Raw genomic sequence first — 16906 nt, 5'->3', positions numbered from 1 at the left:
CTGTAGGAGATTTCGTGACCGCCGACGCCACCAGCCCCCGCCCCACCCTCCGACTCGACCCGGCCGCCCTGCACGAGATCACCGAGAGCGGCGCCGGGCCCCGGCTCCTCGACGTACGTACCCCCGGTGAGTTCCGCACCGCCCACATACCCGGCTCCTACAACGTCTCCCTCGACACCCTGCGGGAACACCGCGCCGAACTCCTGCGCCACCTGGACGAGGACGTCGTCCTGATCTGCCGCTCCGGCGGGCGTGCCTCCCAGGCCGAGCAGGCTCTGGCCGAGGCCGGGCTGCCCAACCTGCGCGTCCTCGAAGGCGGTGTCCTCGCCTGGGAGGCGGCCGGTGGCCCGCTCAACCACGGCCCGGCCCGCTGGGACCTGGAACGCCAGGTACGGCTGGTCGCGGGAGGCATCGTCCTGCTGTCCGGGCTGGCGGCCCTCCTCGTGCCCGGCCTCCACCTCATCGGCACCGCGGTCGGCGCTGGGCTGACCGTCGCCGCGCTCACCAACACCTGCGCCATGGGCATGCTGCTGTCCAAGCTTCCCTACAACCGCGGCCCCCGCACCGACCTGCAGTCCGTCATCAGCGCGTTGGGGGCCCACTCATGATCACCGTCATCGTCGCCGCGTCCCTGCTGATCGGCGTCAGCCTCGGCATCCTGGGCGGCGGCGGATCCATCCTCACCGTACCCATCCTGGTCTACCTGGCCGGCATGGAGGCCAAGCAGGCCATCGCCACCTCCCTGTTCGTCGTCGGCGTCACCAGCGCCGCCGGCGTCGTCTCGCACGCCCGTGCCGGACGCGTCCGGTGGCGCACCGGGCTGCTGTTCGGCCTGGCCGGCATGGCCGGAGCGTACGGCGGAGGGCGGCTGGCGGAGTTCGTGTCCGGCACGGTCCTGCTGATCGCCTTCGGGCTGACGATGGTCGCGACGGCGATCGCCATGATCCGCGGCCGCAGGCGGGTGCCCGAGAAAGTCCGCCACGAACTCCCCGTCGGGCACGTCCTGCTGGACGGGGTCGTCGTGGGTCTGGTCACCGGGCTGGTCGGCGCGGGCGGAGGCTTCCTCGTCGTGCCCGCCCTCGCGCTGCTCGGCGGGCTCCCGATGAGCGTCGCCGTCGGCACCTCGCTCCTGGTGATCTCCATGAAGTCCTTCGCCGGGCTGGCCGGCTACCTCTCCAGCATCCACATCGACTGGGGGCTCGCGGGGCTCGTCACCGCGGCCGCCGTCGTCGGCGGACTCGTGGGCGGCCGTCTCGCCGGACGCATCCCGCAGGACGCGCTGCGCAAGGCATTCGGCTGGTTCGTGGTCACCATGGGCGTCTTCGTCCTGGGCCAACAGATCAGCCCCGAGATCCGCGTCACCGTGCTGACACACCCGGGCACCTGGACCCTCGCGGCGACCACCACGGCGCTCCTGCTCGGCCGGTACCTCCACGGCCGCTTCCGGCGGGCGCCCGACCCGGGAACGAGCATGCCCACCAGGCCATCCCTCTTCATATACCCCTGCGGGTATATGAAGAGGGATGGCCGACTCCGAGGAGGCGTCCGGTGAATGCAGCAGAAGCGGTGAATGCAGAAGAAGCAGCGACGACCGACATACTCAACCGTCTCCATCGAGCACAGGGCCAGCTGGCCGCAGTCATCGCCGTGATCGAATCCGGACGCGACCGCAAAGACGTCGTTACCCAGCTCGCGGCGGTCTCCCGGGCACTCGACCGGGCCGGGTTCAAGATCGTGGCCGGCGGCATGCGGCAGTGCCTCGCCGAACAGCAGGACGGATTCGCCCCGCCGATGACCGAGGCCGAACTGGAGAAGCTGTTCCTGGCCCTGGCCTGAACCGAGCATTCACAGTCGAGCACGCTGGACCCCTGTGCATGCCCGCCGCCCGGATGCCCGCACGCCGGCTGGCGCGGGTGGGACCTGATGGCCCTTTCGGTGGCCCGCCTGGCCCTGTTGCCGGGGTCCCGTGGCGGCGAGTGTGAGTATGCCGACGTGGGTTCCGTTCGGCGGTGAAGGATCCCGCGCCGCTGGGGAGGGCCACATGATGCGCAGCATCCACACCGCCGTCCCCCGGGGAGATCCGGCCGACGAGACGCCGGAACGCGAGGTCTCCAGACGCGGACTGCTCAAGGGAACCGGCATGGGCGTGCCCACGATCGCGGTGGCCGGCACAGGGGCCGTCTCCTACCGGGCGTACCACAACCGGCTGCTCGGCCTCGGCCCGGCAGTTCCCCGGCCTCGCCCCTCGCAGAATACCCCCAGGGTATTGACTGCAGGCTACGCCAGATACCCACCGGGGTATAATCAGCCAGCGCGCATCAGCCGATCACACCCACTCCTTTAAATACCCCATGGGGGTATTATGAGGACATGACGGAAACCCCGTACGGCATCAAGCAGTTGAGCCTCCCGGTTCGACAGAGCGCGACCACCGAACGGGACTGGCACTGCCTTGACACCCGGCCGACCGCACGGCCGACATCCGCTGCCGAGCGACGCGGCCGCGAAGACATGCAGGGCCGATTGGCCCGCGCTTTTCCGGACACGCCACTCGCGGTACTGGCCGCCGTGACGGCAGAGGCACTCGATTTCTTCTCCTCGGCCCGGATCCGTCACTACGTGCCGGTACTGGCCTTCAAACGCGCCTCCCAGAGGCTGGCCCAACGCCCCCCGGAGCCCGAAGCGGAAGGCGCGTGAACGTGAAACCGATTCCGAAGTGCGTCATCGACAGGCCCCGTCCCTGCAACGCCTGCATCGCCCCGGACCCCCGCAGCTGCCCGTACCCGTATCTCCTCGCCGGAGACGAGGAGACCGGCGGAGCGACTCCCGAACACGAAGAATCGATCGCCCACGCCGCCGCAGACGGCGGACCGCCCCCGACGGCACCATCACACTGACGCCACCAGTTGCGATCACGCACGCGGGTGAACACGGCACAGCCCCTACGGGCAGACGAGGAGCAGGCAATGGACGCGGCAGGCTGGGACGAGCGGTACCGCGGCACCGAGTTGGTCTGGGCGGCGGCCCCCAACCGGTTCGTCGAAGGCGAGCTGGCCGGGCTGCCCGCCGGGCGGGCGGTCGACCTGGCGGCCGGCGAGGGACGCAACGCGGTCTGGCTCGCTGAACGGGGCTGGGACGTGGACGCCGTGGACTTCTCCGCCGTCGCCCTGGCCAAGGCCGAGGACCTGGCGGCCGAGCGGGGAGTACGTCCGCGCACGACGTGCGCGGACCTGACAGCGTGGGACGCCCCGGAAGCGGCGTACGACCTGGCGCTGATCGCGTATCTGCAGTTGCCGTGGCCGCAGGTGGCGCAGGTGCTGAAGCTGGCCGCGACCGCCGCGCACAGCGGCGGGACCCTGCTGCTGGTCGGCCATGACACCTCGAACCGCGAGCACGGCTTCGGCGGGCCGCAGGACCCCCGCGTGCTGTACACCGCGGGGCAGGTCGCCGCCGAATGGCAGCCGTACGCCCGGATCCTGCGAGCAGAGACGGTCACGCGACCGGTCGACGGCCCGGAAGGCCCGCGCACTGCCATCGACTCGCTGGTGCGCGCCGAACGCCTCTGACGAGCGACCATCCCGCCCCATATACCCCCACGGGTACTATGGGAGCGATCGACCGGCCACGAGGAGGCTCCCGGTGAAGGTGGAAGAGGAAGCGATGAGTGCGGTGCTCAACCGGCTGCGCCGCGCGCAGGGGCAGCTGGCCGGGGTCATCGCCATGATCGAGGCGGGCCGCGACTGCAAGGACGTGGTCACCCAACTCGCGGCGGTCTCCCGCGCCCTGGACCGGGCCGGGTTCAAGATCGTGGCCAGCGGTATGCGGCAGTGCATGGCCGAGCAGCAGGACGGCGAAGCTCCGCCGATGACCGAGGCGGAACTGGAGAAGCTGTTCCTGGCGCTGGCCTGAGACCAGGTCAACGGCGTGGTCTGCCCGCCGCTTCCCGGAAACGCGGGGCGGCGGGCGCCTCGCGTTTCCGGGAACATTCCGTGCCTGCGCAACGCTGCCCCTAATACCCCACCCGGTATCCAGGGAAGGACGTGGGCAGGATGGCGGAATCAGGGCACATGCGGCTTGGTCCGGCCGGTGAGGCGCCGCTGGTGACCTCCTGCGGTCGGCGGATCGAGGTGAAGTTTCTGCGGCTGGCCGCCGCCACGGACCGGCCGATCGGCCGGGTCGCGCTCGACGTGGGCCCCGTCCGGAGCGGCGAACCGGGAACCTGGGCCTCGCTGACCGCGAACGAGGCGCGCGACCTCGCCGACCGGCTCATATCCCAAGCCTGCGTCGCCGAGACCATCGAGTCTGCCGGGGCCGAGGATCCTGCGTCCACGCCGCCCCGTGCCCCCTCCGCCTGACAACGAAGCGTTCCCCGAGGTCACGGCAGTCGACGCAGGTACTCGCTGTCTCCGAGGAGTTCGAGGCGACGCCACAGCACCGGATCGTCGGTCGACTGGCTTGCGATGGGGGTCCCTCCCGGTCGAGCGAAGCCGAGACTGGGGGAAGGCGATGGCGCGGCGCTGCCGGGCCCGCGGGACCGACCTGATCTCATGGCATTCACCCGGCTCACGTCCCGCGAACGAGACTCCGAACTCCCTGTTCATGGCCTCCGCGACCGCCCTCGGCAGGGTCCAGCCGAGGACCTGGACTCCCCTTTCACGGGCGGCGGCAAGGGCCGCCTCGGTGGCCCGACGGTGATCACGGTGCCCGGTGACGCCGGTGGTGTCGAACACCAGCAGATGGGTGGGGCGCCGTTCGGTGATGAGCCGGCCGACCCGCGCGGCGAGCCGGCCCAGCGGAACAGCGGCGAGCCCGTCATCCGGACAGGCGGCCAGTTCCACGCGTTCCACGCCCAGTTCCCGTGCGGCGCAGGCCAGTTCGTCCGCCCGCACCGTGCGCAGGTCGCCGGGGCCGGCGAGCAGGGTTGATGCCTCGCCGTGGGTGAAGCAGAGCACCGTGGTGGGCACGCCGCGAGCGGACAGCAGTGCGAGGAGGCCGCCCAAGCCGAACGACTCGTCGTCGGGGTGGGCGACCACCGCCAGCACGCGGCGCAGGTCGTCCGGCAGTCCTGCGCCACCGGCCCAAGGGCCGGTCATGTGTAGATGATCTGGCCGCCGGCCGCGTGGTCGTAGAACTCGCCGACCGTGATGACGCCCTGGACCTGCTCGATGAGGTCGTCCTCGCCGAGTTCGAAGAGGTCCACGGACGCCTTGCAGGCGTAGATGCCCGCGCCGGTGTCGGAGATCATCTCGATGAACTCGGGGATGGGCGGGATGTCGAGCTTCTCCATCTTGCGTTCCATGTACCGGGTGATCAGGTCCGGGACGCCGGGCAGTCCGCCCAGGAGGGTGGGCAGGTGCAGGCCGGGGTTGCCGACGGTGGCGAGTTTGATGTGGTCGTACTGCTTCTTCGTGATGGCGTCGAGGCCGAAGAAGGTGAAGAACAGGTCGGCCTCGATGCCTTCGGCGCGGGCGCCGTTGGCCATGATCAGGGCCGGGTAGATCCCTTCCAAGGACCCCTTGGAGACGATGATCGAGACCTTTTCGATGGTGGCGCTGGCGGCCATGTCGGACGCTCCTTCGGGTGGCGGTCGGCGGGTGGGTTCAGATGCAGCCGCGGGGCTTGGGGATTCCGGCGATCTTGGCGGCGGTCTTCGCCGGGCCCTTCGGGAAGAGCTGGTAGAGCTCCTTGACGCTCACGCCGGAGGTCTTGCCGAGGACCCGCACGGTGGGGCCGGTGCCCTTGGCCGCGTATTCGGCGCGCATGAACTTCAGGACCTGCCAGTGCCGGTCGGTCAGCGTCTCGATGCCCAGCTCGCGGGCGATCTGCCCGGCCATGGGCTCGGTCCACTGGCCGGGGTCGGTGAAGAATCCTTCGTCGTCGACGGTCACGGACGTGTCGTCGTAAGTGGCGGTGGTCATGGCGGTCTCTCTCCGTTCAGGCGGGGGTGTGGGTCTTGCCGTGCTCGGGCATCGCCGAGCCGATGCCGGGCAGTTCCCGGCCGGGCAGCAGGCTGTGCCAGTACAGCCACTCGAAGGCGAGCTTGCCGAGGTGGTCGGCGCGCGATTCCTTCAGCAGCGGCAGCCCCAGCGCACCCGGGAAGTGGCCGGGCAGCGGCTCGGTGTCGTAGTTGAAGTCGATGAGCAGCGCCTTGTGGAAGCCGGTCTCGACGAAGCAGTTGGTGTGCCCGTCGTAGGAGGCATCCAGCGGCTTCCCGGCCAGGAAGCGGCCGATGTTGTGCGCCAGCACCTCGCCCTCGAAGTGGGCCACCGAGCCGGCCTTGGACGCCGGCAGGCCCGCCGCGTCACCGATGGCGAACACATGAGGGTGGTCCGGGTGTTGCAGTGTGTGCCGGTCCACGGGAACGAACCCGAGCTCGTCACCCAGGCCCGGCGAGCGTTCGACGTACTCGGCGCCGCCGTGCAGCGGCACGACCACGGCCAGGTCGAACGGCACCTCGCGCTCGTCGTACGACACCAGCCGGCCACCGGTGCCGTCGACCTCCCCGAGCGCGAACTCGGTGACCAGCTCGACGCCCTTCTCCGCCAACAGGCCGCCCAGCGCCTTCGCGGCGACCGGCTTGGTGAAGGCACCGTCCAGCGGGGTGACGTAGGTCAGCTTGACGCGGTCGCGGATACCCCGGCGCTGGAAGTACCAGTCCGCGAGGAAGGCGAACTCCAGGGGCGCGACCGGGCACTTGATCGGCAGGTCGGCCACGTCGACGACCACCCGGCCGCCCTCGAAGCGCTCCAGCGCCTGGTGGAGGGCGACCGCGCCGGGCAGGTCGTAGAAGGTGTGGACCTTCTCGCCCCAGCCCGGCCCGGTCAGGCCCTCGGTCTCCTCCGGCAGCAGGCTCGCGCCGGTGGCCACCACCAGCACGTCGTAGCCCAGCGAGGTTCCGTCGGCGAAGTGCACCATCTCGGCGTCCAGGTCCACCCGCTCGATCTCGGCGCTCCGGTAGGCGATCCCGTCCCGCAGCTGCCGCGGGCGCGGGCGGACCAGGGCGTGGGGTTGGGCCAGGCCGAAGGGGACGAACAGCAGTCCGGGCTGGTAGACGTGGTCGTCGTTCTGGTCGACCACAGTGATCCGGCACTCGCGCTGGTCGTACGTCCGCCGCAGCCGGTTGGCCGTCAGCGTGCCGGCGGTGCCGCTTCCGAGAATCACGATGCTCTTGTCCATGCCCCCACTCTCGGCGGCGGGGTGAGGCATGGTCAGGGGCCGTTGGTCCCGGAATTGGGTACCCGTGGGGGTATACCTTCGACCCTGGGCTCAGCCAGGAGTGCCGGGCTTGGTCGCGAGATACCAGTCGGCGAGCTTGACGGTCTCGTCCGCGAGCCTGGCATCGAGTTCGGCCTGGGTCTTCGGGGCTCCGAGGATGACGTCGCCGCCGGGGCGCCAGTTGGCCGGGCAGGAGACTCCGTCGCGGTCGGAGGTCTGCAGGGCGTCCACCAACCGCAGGATCTCGGGGATCATCCGCCCGGCGTTCATCGGGTAGTACAGCACCGCCCGGACGGTCTGCTCCGGGTCGATGACGAAGACGGCGCGTACGGCTGCGGTGCCGGAGGCGTTCGGGTGGAGCATGCCGTAGGCGCGCGCGACCCGGGTGTCCAGGTCGGCGATGATCGGGAACGGGACGCGTACGCCGAGCTTGTCCTGAATGGACCGGGTCCAGGCCAGGTGGCTGTGGACGGAGTCCACGGAGTTGCCCAGCAGGGCCACGTTCCGGGCGGCGAACTCGTCGGCGAGTTCGGTGAAGGCGATGAACTCGGTGGTGCACACCGGGGTGAAGTCGGCCGGGTGGCTGAAGAGCACCAGCCAGCGCCCGGTGTAGTCGGCGAGCCGGACCGGGCCGTGGGTGGACTCGGCCTCGAAGCCCGGCGCCTTGTCGCCGATGAGGGGAGGCCGGGTGGGAGTGGTGGTCAGCTGTTCGACAACGGTCATGGGGCACTCTCCTCGAAGATGAGCTCAAATACCCCCGAGGGTATTTAGGTCCATGAGGTTCACCCCAGGGCCGAACGGCCCTCCCTCCGATCCCCTTTGGCCTCTCGCGATGACGTACCGGCCGCGGTGCACTGGATGCCAGAGCGACTCAGCGGACCCGAGGAGACGCGGCCATGACCCACAGCACACCCGACACCGCCATCCCCACCCGGCCGCCACAACCGGATGTGCACCGGCTGGAGGCCACCCACGTCGACGGGGACGCGTACGCCATAGAGGTGCGCGGCCACCGGCTGCTGGTCGACCAGCCCGAGGACGCCGGCGGGCAGGACACCGCCCCGACGCCCACCGAGCTGTTCGCCGCGTCCCTGGCTTCCTGTGTCGCCTTCTACGCAGGCCGTTACCTGCACCGTCACGGCCTGGACCGCACCGGACTGCGGGTGCGGACCGAGTTCACGATGGCCACCGACCGCCCGGCCAGGATCGACGCGGTCCACGTGACGGTCCTACCGCCTCCCGAACTGCCCGAGCAGCGCCGCGCCGCCCTCCTCGCCGTCGCCTCGCACTGCACGGTCCACAACACTCTCCATCAGCCGCCCGAGATCGTCATCGGGCTGGAGCCCTGACGATGCCCGCCCACCCGGTGACCGGCCAGGCGCCGCCCACGCTGCCCCTCCTGGAACGCATCCGCCGGGGGATCATCGGCGACGACGAGGTGATGGACGGCCCCTACGGGCCCCGGCGCGTCGTCTACGCCGACTACACGGCCTCGGGGCGCTCGCTGGACTTCGTCGAGGACTTCGTCCGCGACCACGTCCTGACGCACTACGCCAACACGCACACCGAGAGCTCCAGTACCGGGCTGCAGACCACCCGGCTGCGGAAGGACGCCCGCCGGATCATCCACGACGCGGTCGGCGCCACCGAAGACGACCTCGTCATTTTCTGCGGTTCCGGCGCCACGGCGGCGGTCAACAAAATGGTCGGCATCCTGGAACTGCGCCGTCCGGCCACCACTCCGCCACCGCCCGCCGAGCGGCCGGTGGTGTTCGTCGGCCCGTATGAGCACCACTCCAACGAGCTGCCCTGGCGTGAGTCGATCGCCGATGTGGTCGTCATCGACGAGGACGCCGACGGCCATGTCGACCTCGCCCAGTTGGAGGGACAACTGCTCCGGTACTCCGACCGGCCGTTGCGCATCGGCAGCTTCTCGGCCGCCTCCAACGTCACCGGCATCCTCACCGACACCGACCGCGTCGCCCGCCTGCTCCACGCCCACGGCGCCCTGTCCTTCTGGGACTACGCGGCCGCCGCCCCCTACATCCCCATCCGGTTCGCCGAGAGCACCCCCGGCGCGAACGACCACAAGGACGCGATCTTCCTCTCCCCGCACAAGTTCGTCGGCGGCCCGCAGACCCCCGGCATCCTCGTCGTCCGCCGCGACCTGGTCCGCAACCGGGTGCCCACCGCGCCCGGCGGCGGCACCGTCTCCTTCGTCGGCCCGCTCGGCCACCGCTATCTCGATGACCCGGTCGCCCGCGAGGAGGGCGGCACCCCGGCCATCGTCGAATCCATCCGCGCCGGACTGGCCGTCGCCCTCAAACAGGCCGTCGGCACCGACACCATCCAGGCCGCGGAGGAACGCCACTGGCGGCACGCCCTGCACAGCTGGGACCGCAACCCCGCCATCGAGATCCTCGGCAACCACGAAGCCCGCCGACTCTCGATCGTCTCCTTCCGCATCCGCCGCGGTGACCGCCACCTGCACCACAACTTCGTCGTCGCCCTGCTCAACGACCTCTTCGGCATCCAGGCCCGCGGCGGCTGCTCCTGCGCCGGCCCTTACGGCCACCGTCTGCTCGCCATCGACGCCGCCACCTCCCACGACGTACTCGACGAGGTCGTCCACGGCTGCGACGGAATCAAACCCGGCTGGACCCGCATCAACTTCAACTACTTCATCAGCGACACCGTCCGCGACTACCTCATCGATGCCGTCGACCTGATCGCCACGCACGGCCACCGGCTTCTGCCCGAGTACCGCTTCGACCCGCACACCGGCGGATGGCACCACCTCCGGGCTCCAGCGGGCCCACCGCTGAGCCTGACCGACCTGACCTGGGAACCCGACGGACGGCTCACCGTCCCCGACCACCGCGTCCGCACCGGCGAACACGTCCTGGCCGATCAGCTCTCCGACGCACAAACCCTGCTGACGGCCCGCTCCGACCATCTGGACGAGGGCCCGACGGGCCTGCCCGCCGACTTCGAGCGCATGCGCTGGTTCCACCTGCCACCGGCCTGCGTGGAACAAACCCGCCCCTCGACCCGTTGGACCTAATACCCCTATGGGTATTCAGATTCGACCAGGAGAGCAGGAAAGGTTGAGGTCACCATGCCGACCACCGAACTGACCAAGGACAACTTCGACGAGACCGTCACCGGCGCGGACATCATGCTGGTCGACTTCTGGGCCGCCTGGTGCGGACCCTGCCGCCGGTTCGCCCCCGTCTTCGAACGGGCCGCGGACGAGCACCCGGACATCGTCTTCGGCAAGGTCGACACCGAGGCACAGCCCGAACTCGCCGCGAGCTTCCAGATCTCCTCCATCCCCACCCTCATGGCCATCCGCGACAAGACCATCCTCTACGCCCAGCCCGGCGCCCTCCCCGCCCCAGCCCTGGAAGACCTCATCACCAAGATCCGCGCCGCCGACATGGACGACGTACGCCGACAGCTCACGGCGCGCACCGCTGCCAAACGCTGAACCGGAGCACAACGCAGGCTCCCTGGGCACCCGCGCGCCCGCCAGGGGAAACGCCACCGCCCTGAACGTCACGAACAGGAAGGCCGACGCCATGCGTTACGACCGCACCGTGCACCTCGACACCGATTTCGCCACCACCGTCAGCCGCGTCCGCGAGGCGCTCGCCGAGCAGGGCTTCGGCATCCTCACCGAGATCGACGTCACCGCCACCCTTAAAGCCAAGCTCGACCAGGACGTGGAGGACTACGTAATCCTCGGCGCCTGCAACCCTCCCCTCGCCCACCGCGCCCTGGAGACAGACCGCACCATCGGCCTGCTACTGCCCTGCAACGTCGTCGTCCGCCGCGACGGCGACCGCACCGCCGTACAGGCCCTCGACCCGAACACGATGGTCACGCTCACCGGACTCGACGCACTGCGCCCGGTCGCCGAAGAGGCCACCCGCCGCCTGGACGCGGCCCTCTCCTGCCTCACCGGGGACTCCTGACGGCCCCGCCCCGGGACGCCTCCGACCGAACCGTCCGGCGTTGCCGCCCCCTGACCTCGGCATTCTCCCGAGCATCACGGCAGGGTCGTACGTACCCGCCGGCGCCGAGGAGTTGTGGAAAAACCTCGGTGATCACGTCGTAATAGCGCGTCGGCCTTGAGGGGCTTCGCAGCAGGGTGTGGCTCTTCCGCAGGCGGCCTCCGGCAAGATCCTGCGGCGGCAGCTGCGGGAGCGCGAGCCGACGCGCCCCTGAGCGGTGCCCATGACCTTCCTGCCCGCGCCTCGCGGAGAGCCTCTTCGGATCAAGTCCGGCGAGTCTCAGGGCTGTTGGGAAGGTGGCTCCTGCGCCCGGGAGACCGCTGAGCGTTGACGAGTCGTCGCGGACCCCGGCAGCAGGGCCCCTGGATTCCCGGCCGCCGGCCGAGTCGACCGCACTGGCACACTGATCGGCCGACGGTGCCTGATCAACTCGGCCGAGCAACCATCGGGATCGGACGTTCGACGCCCGCAGAATCGAACAAACGCTATACGGTCGTGCCCAAGTCTCCCAGGAGCCAGTCGAACTTGTGCTGGGTCAGGGCCGTCTCGCCCAGCACCTGGTCGCACAAGTCAACGACGTACGCCTCATCGCTTTCGTCCCTCTTCGCCATAGCCGGGCATGATGCCACCCGCTGCCGTCAGCCGGGGGGTGCCCCTATCTCTTTCATCAAGGGGAGGGGTGGCTGTTCTGTGGTGAGTTCAGGCGGTTGCGCGGGGTCTTCCTGCTGCTGCCGTGGGCGAACAGGACGGCCCCAGGGGCACCGTAAGCCGCCCGTCGAGCGCTGCGCCTCCGGCCGGTATCCCGACCGACCTGTCGTAGGGCAGGGATCGTGGTGCTTCGGGGAGGCGCTGCCCGCGACCGGCGGCGCGTCGGACGTGGCATGCGCCGGGCGGTTGTGCGCCAGGCAGGCGATGACCTCCTCGGCGCTCGCCTGCCCGAAGTCCGCGTAGAACTCGCCGATCGCGTGGAACTGCCCGGGTGTGTGCAGACAGACGCCTTCGTCCGCCTCGCCTCCGAGGCGGGCTGACCTCGTGCGGCGCCACGGGAACCGCCAGCACGATCCACGACGCGCCGCGGGCGCGCGCAATACGGCAGGCCGCCAGTGCCGTGGAGCCGGTCGCCAGACCGTCGTCCACCACCAGAACCGTCCGCCCCTCGTACCGAGCCGGCTGCCGCTCGCCCCGATCGGCGGGCGCGCTGCTCCAGGACGCCGCGCTCCTGTTCCTCCACCGCCGCCAGATCACGGCCGGTCACACCCGTCGCCCCCACCACCGCTTCATTGACAACGCGCCCATGGCAAGTTCCGGCTGGAAGGGCACCCCCAGCTTGCGTACGAGGCAGACGTCGAGCGGAGCGCCCAGGGCCTCTGCGATCTGCGCAGCGACCGGGACGCCGCCGCGAGGAGCGAGGCCGGGTCGGCAGCCAGAGAGCGCGCCGGGTTCACGCACTCCCCTCGAGCAGTTTCTTCAGCGTCTGCTCGTTCCTCGGCATCTCCTTGCGCAGATGCGGACGGACGACGAGCGGAACGAGCACCTTGCCGATCCCATGCGTCTCGAAGTCGAGGGACATCGTCAGGCGCGACCGCTCGCCGTCGCCGAGCGGCTCGATCGTTCCTTTCACGTGCCCTCGGATGAGACCGTCGATGCCGTCGACCCGCCAGCTTCTCGGCGGATCAAGCTCGGTCACCTCCGAGGTCATCGGGATGTCCCGGCGACCGATCCGCCGGGTCACCACGACTCTCGAACCCACGGCCAGAGGAGCGTCTCCCACCGGGCGTACCGACACGGCACTCTCCTGCCACTCGGGGAGGTGCGAGGGATCGGTCACGTAGGAGAAGACTTCTTCGGGGCGGCAGGAGATGTCGACGCTTTCTTTGATCGCAGACATTTCGATCACCTTTTATCCAGTTATATGCATAATCCCGGGTGCCGGTGACGCACCAACTCCACCAACCGGACGGAGGCCCACACGGCAATCACTGTTGCGGGCGCGGGTCGTTTCCGGCGGCAAGCAACGGTGGCGTCATGCGCCGGGGGCGCGGTACTCCACCTAACGACATCCGCGCCCTCCCCGACCCGGTCGAACTGCGCCGCCGTCTCGGCCTTCCAGAGCAGCGCAGACGGTGACCGTGGAGCCGCCCCCGCTGTTCGGATTGCGCAGTCACGCTCCGAGGGCTGCGGTCGCGGTGAGGACATCGGCTTCGCCCCCCGTGATACTCCCCGTCACCGCAACAGCCCGAACGTCACCCCCGCCACCACCCCGCCCAGCACCGCTCCCGCCACGACCTGGGCCGGGGTGTGGTCGCGCAGTGCGATGCGGGACCAGCCGACCAGGGCGACCAGAGGGTAGACGGCCAGCAGCCAAGGGCCGTAGTCGAGGGCGAGGATGGCGATGCTGCCGGAGGAGACGGCGGCGTGGACGGAGATCTTCCAGGTGAAGGTGATGGCAATGAGGACGACCAGGGTGCTGACCATCGCCGCGATGAGCGCGATCATGGCCGAGGGGGCGTCCAGGGCGCTCATCAGCAGGGTGCCGGTGGAGACCGAGCAGATGATGAAGACCATGACCACGAGTCGCTGCTGCCGCTTGCCGAGGTGACGGTCGGCCCAGGTGCCGCGCCGGATACCGAGCTTGATGAAGAGCACCGGGATGACGGCCGCGAACAGCGCGCCGAACAGCCCCCAACCAACCCCGGCCAGTCCGTCGGTGTGCCAGCCGACGAGCAGGGTGACGACGAGGATCCAGTTCTTCGGCTCGAAGTGGTCGGTGACGAGCCGGGCGGCGCGGGACTCCGGCGGTGCGGCGGAACCGGGTTCGGTGCTGGTCGCTGGTGTGCTGGTCACTGGGGGGCTTTCTGCTGGGAGGCGAGGTCTCTGTCGTGCGCGCTGCGTTCGGACGCGCTGTGGGCACGGACGAAGTCCCGTACGGTGTCGGCGGCCCGGGCCGCCTCGATCCGCCGCAGCCACTGGGCCTCGGCTTCGAGATCGAGGTTGGCGTCGTCGCCCGCGGAGCCGACGGCGCGCCGCTGGACGGAGTCGTCGGGGGCCCGGTCGGCGAGCTTGGCGTGGCGGGCGGTCTCGATCCAGCAGGCCTCCGCGAGGTCCCGCCGGGCAGCGGGCACGGCGGCCTCGGCGGCGTCCCGCTGGGCAGCCGAGACGTACGGCTGGAGGGCGAGGATCGCGTCGCGGATCTCGACGACCTGGCGGTGCAGCCGCATCCGCAGCTCCCGGCGGCGCAGCTCTTCGCCCAGCACGACCTCGGGGACGGCCCCGGTCAGGTCCTGCCACAGGGGGCGCAGCGCGCGCAGGTACCGCCAGTGCCGGGCCGCCCGCCAGGCCACTCCGACGGCCGGGACGGAGCTGCCGACGAGGATCAGGCCGATGGCGGCGTGCTTCATCGCGTCCGTGACCGCGCTCGCGTCCGCGTCGCTGCCGGGTCCGGTCACCTCGGTGAGGCGCAGTACGAGGTAGACGGCGCGGGCCAGCGCGTACGCCACCCCGGCCGCCGTGCCCGCGCCGAGCAGCCGCAGGCCGGTGCGCAGCCAGCCCGCGCCCGCGTGCCGGCTGGAGCCCCAGAAGAGCCAGGTGGCCATGGCCATCGCGGTGCCCAGATAGGCGAACCAGACGAGCAGGTAGGCGGTGGCCGGGACGGACCCGGCGGCGCGGTCGAAGAAGTCCTCGGCCTCGGTCCGGCGCGGTACGAGGGCGAACAGGATGGTCAGCACGGCCATGGTCGCCCCGGCGGCGGCCATCCGGCGCCGTACTCCGGTGCGGCTGTAGGGCCGGGATATGACGTAGACGAACTCCAGGACGGCGCCCGCCGCCGTGATGCCCAGGTACTGCTTGAACAGGGTCGACAGGTTGTTGATGCCGGTGCCGCCGTCGATGGCGTGCATGACGGACGGGGTGCGCAGGGTCATGGCGAGCGTCAGCGCGGCGAAGGCGACCCACAGAGTGCGCTGTTTCGACGACCGTACGGCCGAGGGGGCACGCCAGACGGCGACCGTCCACAGCAGGACCAGAATCACGGTGGTCATATGCGCGCCCTCACGATCTGTGGTCTCGGGGAGTCTCCGAGGAGGTGCGGATGGGATGGCCGAGGGCGTCGCCGAGCCGTTCCAGCACAGGGTTCGTGGTGGCTTCGCGATCGAGGATGCGGTGGCTGAGAATCGTCGCGAGAAGTTCGGCGTCCTTCTCCTCGTTGTCGCTGTAGCTGGTGCGCCCGAGGATGTGCAGCACCTGGTCGAGGTCGATCCCGAGATCCTCGTCCTCGTCCTCTTCGGCGCCCCCGTCGTCCTGGCCGTCCTTGGCGCCCGGCAGCAACCGGGTGGCGTACGCGGGCCGTTCGGAGTCCGGCCCGCCATGGTCGAGGAGCAGGTGGGCGAGCTCGTGCAGCACGATCTGGAGCTTGTGCAGGGCGCTGGTCGCCGGCTCGTAGAAGATGAGGTCAGCGCTCTCGGTGGCCACCAAGACCCCGCAGGGCATGCTGCTGTCCGGGGCGCCCTCCAGGGCGACCAGGCGCAACGGACGGCCGCGCTGGGCGGCGATGCCCTCGCACAGGGCGTCGAGGTCGAAGGGGCGCGGGATGGCGACCGCGTCGGCGGCGGCCTCGCAGCGGGCGCGGCGGCGCGTGATGTACATGCGGTCCTCGCTGGCCGGGCAGACCTTGGCTGGCCGGACGTCCCGGGTGTTCATGACATTCCGCCGAAGCGTTGTCCGCTAAACGGAGCGAACAGATGTCCGCGCGAGCCTAAGTGATGGTGTTCGCACGCTCAAGTCACGCCGAGGCGGCCGCCCCGCGCACCGGTGCATTCCGGCCGCGGGCGGATCGCACCTCAGCACGGAGTGTGCCGGGCGCTCAGGACCTCGCGTCCCTCGTGTGCAGGAGTCCAGGTCCCGGGGCCCTCAGGACTTCGCGTCCCCTGCGCGGCCGGGCGGCGGCTCTGGCAGCCCCTCCAGCCTGCGCGCCTGGTCGATGACTCCGCGGATCGCCTGGATGCTGCCGGCCGACAGGCCGTTCATGCGCAGCGCGACATCCCGTACGTCACTGTCCTCCAGGATCTTCACCAGCTCCCGCTGGGCCCGGGTCAGCTCGACCCGCTCTTTGATCCGGGCGAGCTTGGCGTCGACCCGCTCGGCCACCGCGTCGTCGAAGAAGTAGGTCACGGGGACGCCGAAGTAGCCCGCGATCACGGTGAGGGTGCTGACCTTCGGATCGACGATCTCGCCCTTGCGGATCTTCTGGATCGTGGCGTGCGACACCGTCGGCCCGTCCGGCCCGGCCTTCGTGCGGATCCCCTCGGCGATCTCCATGTAGCTGAGCGGGCCCCGGTCGGCGGGATGGACCGTGCCGATCAGGTGGTCGAGCTTCTGGGCGATGGTGCGCCCGCTCGCCGGACTCCGGCTCTCCACCCGATCACCCCTTGCCGCTGACACCGTCGACATCACTGGTCGCTCATCGCGGCCACACCTTCACTGCGCGCCTTCACTGTGCACCGAAGTTTACGGAGGAGGATAGCGGCGCGAGTGCGTAAAGTCTGATTGACAAGCCGAAGGCGTGTCGGCATGCTGAGGGAGCGCCCGTAAAACAAAGTAGATGGCGCCGCGTGCGGTCCAAAACGGGGGAACGCATGCGGCGCCCATCCACAACGGGGACGGGCCACGGGGGGCGGGTC

Annotated in this window: 23 protein-coding genes and 2 pseudogenes; 13 read left to right on the top strand and 12 right to left on the bottom strand. The window is 70.2% G+C overall.

The features are described from left to right. Positions 1-14: 14 nt before the first annotated feature. The 7 genes from G6048_RS38650 (at position 15) to G6048_RS38620 (ending at position 4355) form a co-directional block, all read left to right on the top strand. Positions 15-608: a rhodanese-like domain-containing protein gene (locus tag G6048_RS38650; RefSeq protein WP_165344268.1), complete on the top strand. Its 594-nt coding sequence runs from the start codon at positions 15-17 to the stop codon at positions 606-608. Next, entirely contained in the window at positions 605-1552 is a 948-nt protein-coding gene (locus G6048_RS38645; RefSeq protein ID WP_165344267.1) for a sulfite exporter TauE/SafE family protein, read from the top strand. The genes G6048_RS38650 and G6048_RS38645 overlap by 4 nt, the downstream gene beginning before the upstream one ends. After that, the gene (locus tag G6048_RS50385; RefSeq protein WP_456243429.1) at positions 1549-1836 is read left to right on the top strand and encodes a metal-sensitive transcriptional regulator; all 288 of its coding nucleotides are present in this window, start codon (positions 1549-1551) and stop codon (positions 1834-1836) included. The genes G6048_RS38645 and G6048_RS50385 overlap by 4 nt, the downstream gene beginning before the upstream one ends. Positions 1837-2370: 534 nt before the next feature. After that, entirely contained in the window at positions 2371-2697 is a 327-nt protein-coding gene (locus G6048_RS38635; protein ID WP_165344266.1) for a three-helix bundle dimerization domain-containing protein, read from the top strand. 269 nt (positions 2698-2966) lie between these two features. After that, positions 2967-3566 carry a class I SAM-dependent methyltransferase gene (locus G6048_RS38630; RefSeq protein ID WP_165344265.1) on the top strand — a complete coding sequence of 200 codons (600 nt, stop codon included), beginning with the start codon at positions 2967-2969 and terminating at the stop codon, positions 3564-3566. A 73-nt stretch (positions 3567-3639) separates the two neighbouring features. Further along, entirely contained in the window at positions 3640-3909 is a 270-nt protein-coding gene (locus G6048_RS38625; RefSeq protein WP_165344264.1) for a metal-sensitive transcriptional regulator, read from the top strand. 140 nt (positions 3910-4049) lie between these two features. Further along, positions 4050-4355, top strand: a complete 306-nt coding sequence (locus tag G6048_RS38620) for a hypothetical protein (RefSeq protein ID WP_235990900.1) — start codon at positions 4050-4052, stop codon at positions 4353-4355. Positions 4356-4721: 366 nt separating this feature from the next. Here G6048_RS38620 and G6048_RS50380 read toward each other — a convergent pair. Then, a pseudogene (locus tag G6048_RS50380) lies at positions 4722-5000 on the bottom strand (PIG-L family deacetylase); the annotation flags it as partial. Between G6048_RS50380 and G6048_RS51630 the strand changes: the two are divergent. Further along, complete coding sequence (locus G6048_RS51630) at positions 4935-5099, top strand: hypothetical protein (RefSeq protein ID WP_328828232.1); 165 nt, start codon at positions 4935-4937, stop codon at positions 5097-5099. The pseudogene G6048_RS50380 and the gene G6048_RS51630 overlap by 66 nt on opposite strands. Here G6048_RS51630 and G6048_RS38610 read toward each other — a convergent pair. The 4 genes from G6048_RS38610 to G6048_RS38595 form a co-directional block, all read right to left on the bottom strand. Then, positions 5090-5563, bottom strand: a complete 474-nt coding sequence (locus G6048_RS38610) for a DsrE/DsrF/DrsH-like family protein (protein WP_165344263.1) — start codon at positions 5561-5563, stop codon at positions 5090-5092. The two genes, G6048_RS51630 and G6048_RS38610, sit on opposite strands and share 10 nt — an antisense overlap. 37 nt (positions 5564-5600) lie before the next feature. After that, the gene (locus G6048_RS38605; protein ID WP_165344262.1) at positions 5601-5918 is read right to left on the bottom strand and encodes a TusE/DsrC/DsvC family sulfur relay protein; all 318 of its coding nucleotides are present in this window, start codon (positions 5916-5918) and stop codon (positions 5601-5603) included. Positions 5919-5934: 16 nt separating this feature from the next. After that, complete coding sequence (gene sqr / locus G6048_RS38600; protein ID WP_165344261.1) at positions 5935-7176, bottom strand: type III sulfide quinone reductase, selenoprotein subtype; 1242 nt, start codon at positions 7174-7176, stop codon at positions 5935-5937. A gap of 90 nt (positions 7177-7266) precedes the next feature. Then, entirely contained in the window at positions 7267-7938 is a 672-nt protein-coding gene (locus G6048_RS38595; RefSeq protein ID WP_165344260.1) for a peroxiredoxin, read from the bottom strand. 173 nt (positions 7939-8111) lie between these two features. Between G6048_RS38595 and G6048_RS38590 the strand changes: the two genes are divergently transcribed. From G6048_RS38590 to G6048_RS38575, 4 genes are all read left to right on the top strand, one after another. Then, positions 8112-8564, top strand: coding sequence for an OsmC family protein (locus G6048_RS38590; RefSeq protein ID WP_165344259.1), 453 nt, complete (start codon positions 8112-8114; stop codon positions 8562-8564). 2 nt (positions 8565-8566) lie between these two features. Next, entirely contained in the window at positions 8567-10279 is a 1713-nt protein-coding gene (locus tag G6048_RS38585) for an aminotransferase class V-fold PLP-dependent enzyme (protein WP_165344258.1), read from the top strand. A gap of 54 nt (positions 10280-10333) precedes the next feature. Beyond that, positions 10334-10705, top strand: coding sequence for a thioredoxin family protein (locus tag G6048_RS38580; protein WP_165344257.1), 372 nt, complete (start codon positions 10334-10336; stop codon positions 10703-10705). A 91-nt stretch (positions 10706-10796) separates the two neighbouring features. Beyond that, on the top strand, positions 10797-11192 hold the full coding sequence (locus G6048_RS38575) for a DUF302 domain-containing protein (protein WP_165344256.1): 396 nt from the start codon (positions 10797-10799) through the stop codon (positions 11190-11192). A 524-nt stretch (positions 11193-11716) separates the two neighbouring features. On the opposite strand, the gene G6048_RS51185 is transcribed toward G6048_RS38575, so the two are convergent. Continuing rightward, on the bottom strand, positions 11717-11842 hold the full coding sequence (locus G6048_RS51185; RefSeq protein ID WP_268979252.1) for a hypothetical protein: 126 nt from the start codon (positions 11840-11842) through the stop codon (positions 11717-11719). Between the two features lie 270 nt (positions 11843-12112). Between G6048_RS51185 and G6048_RS50375 the strand changes: the two genes are divergently transcribed. After that, positions 12113-12259, top strand: a complete 147-nt coding sequence (locus G6048_RS50375; protein WP_235990902.1) for a hypothetical protein — start codon at positions 12113-12115, stop codon at positions 12257-12259. A gap of 61 nt (positions 12260-12320) precedes the next feature. On the opposite strand, the pseudogene G6048_RS51625 reads toward G6048_RS50375, so the two are convergent. The 6 genes and pseudogenes from G6048_RS51625 to G6048_RS38545 all read right to left on the bottom strand — a co-directional run. Next, a pseudogene (locus tag G6048_RS51625) lies at positions 12321-12368 on the bottom strand (hypothetical protein); the annotation flags it as partial. A 304-nt stretch (positions 12369-12672) separates the two neighbouring features. Then, positions 12673-13119: an SRPBCC family protein gene (locus G6048_RS38565; protein WP_165344255.1), complete on the bottom strand. Its 447-nt coding sequence runs from the start codon at positions 13117-13119 to the stop codon at positions 12673-12675. Between the two features lie 335 nt (positions 13120-13454). Then, positions 13455-14075 carry a phosphatase PAP2 family protein gene (locus G6048_RS38560; RefSeq protein WP_165344254.1) on the bottom strand — a complete coding sequence of 207 codons (621 nt, stop codon included), beginning with the start codon at positions 14073-14075 and terminating at the stop codon, positions 13455-13457. Beyond that, positions 14072-15268: an MAB_1171c family putative transporter gene (locus G6048_RS38555; protein ID WP_165344253.1), complete on the bottom strand. Its 1197-nt coding sequence runs from the start codon at positions 15266-15268 to the stop codon at positions 14072-14074. Before G6048_RS38555 ends, G6048_RS38560 begins: the two co-directional genes overlap by 4 nt. Before the next feature lie 10 nt (positions 15269-15278). Further along, a complete protein-coding gene (locus G6048_RS38550) occupies positions 15279-15926 on the bottom strand; it encodes a hypothetical protein (protein WP_165344252.1) in 648 nt (215 codons plus the stop codon). Positions 15927-16136: 210 nt separating this feature from the next. Then, positions 16137-16643, bottom strand: a complete 507-nt coding sequence (locus tag G6048_RS38545; protein ID WP_328828225.1) for a helix-turn-helix domain-containing protein — start codon at positions 16641-16643, stop codon at positions 16137-16139. Between the last annotated feature and the right edge of the window lie 263 nt (positions 16644-16906).

The organism is Streptomyces ureilyticus (genome assembly GCF_011045025.1).
GTDB lineage: Bacteria > Actinomycetota > Actinomycetes > Streptomycetales > Streptomycetaceae > Streptomyces > Streptomyces ureilyticus.
This window is presented reverse-complemented; position numbering and strand designations above follow the sequence as displayed.

What these genes read in the sequence shown, in the direction of transcription:
- G6048_RS38595 (WP_165344260.1), bottom strand. Translation starts at nt 7,938, where the DNA reads ATGACCGTTGTCGAACAGCTGACCACCACTCCCACCCGGCCTCCCCTC.
- G6048_RS38630 (WP_165344265.1), top strand. Translation starts at nt 2,967, where the DNA reads ATGGACGCGGCAGGCTGGGACGAGCGGTACCGCGGCACCGAGTTGGTC.
- G6048_RS38620 (WP_235990900.1), top strand. Translation starts at nt 4,050, where the DNA reads ATGGCGGAATCAGGGCACATGCGGCTTGGTCCGGCCGGTGAGGCGCCG.
- G6048_RS38580 (WP_165344257.1), top strand. Translation starts at nt 10,334, where the DNA reads ATGCCGACCACCGAACTGACCAAGGACAACTTCGACGAGACCGTCACC.
- G6048_RS51185 (WP_268979252.1), bottom strand. Translation starts at nt 11,842, where the DNA reads ATGGCGAAGAGGGACGAAAGCGATGAGGCGTACGTCGTTGACTTGTGC.
- G6048_RS38590 (WP_165344259.1), top strand. Translation starts at nt 8,112, where the DNA reads ATGACCCACAGCACACCCGACACCGCCATCCCCACCCGGCCGCCACAA.
- G6048_RS38610 (WP_165344263.1), bottom strand. Translation starts at nt 5,563, where the DNA reads ATGGCCGCCAGCGCCACCATCGAAAAGGTCTCGATCATCGTCTCCAAG.
- G6048_RS38550 (WP_165344252.1), bottom strand. Translation starts at nt 15,926, where the DNA reads ATGAACACCCGGGACGTCCGGCCAGCCAAGGTCTGCCCGGCCAGCGAG.
- sqr (WP_165344261.1), bottom strand. Translation starts at nt 7,176, where the DNA reads ATGGACAAGAGCATCGTGATTCTCGGAAGCGGCACCGCCGGCACGCTG.
- G6048_RS38645 (WP_165344267.1), top strand. Translation starts at nt 605, where the DNA reads ATGATCACCGTCATCGTCGCCGCGTCCCTGCTGATCGGCGTCAGCCTC.
- G6048_RS50375 (WP_235990902.1), top strand. Translation starts at nt 12,113, where the DNA reads ATGCGCCGGGCGGTTGTGCGCCAGGCAGGCGATGACCTCCTCGGCGCT.
- G6048_RS38605 (WP_165344262.1), bottom strand. Translation starts at nt 5,918, where the DNA reads ATGACCACCGCCACTTACGACGACACGTCCGTGACCGTCGACGACGAA.
- G6048_RS38565 (WP_165344255.1), bottom strand. Translation starts at nt 13,119, where the DNA reads ATGTCTGCGATCAAAGAAAGCGTCGACATCTCCTGCCGCCCCGAAGAA.
- G6048_RS38635 (WP_165344266.1), top strand. Translation starts at nt 2,371, where the DNA reads ATGACGGAAACCCCGTACGGCATCAAGCAGTTGAGCCTCCCGGTTCGA.
- G6048_RS38555 (WP_165344253.1), bottom strand. Translation starts at nt 15,268, where the DNA reads ATGACCACCGTGATTCTGGTCCTGCTGTGGACGGTCGCCGTCTGGCGT.
- G6048_RS38585 (WP_165344258.1), top strand. Translation starts at nt 8,567, where the DNA reads ATGCCCGCCCACCCGGTGACCGGCCAGGCGCCGCCCACGCTGCCCCTC.
- G6048_RS38575 (WP_165344256.1), top strand. Translation starts at nt 10,797, where the DNA reads ATGCGTTACGACCGCACCGTGCACCTCGACACCGATTTCGCCACCACC.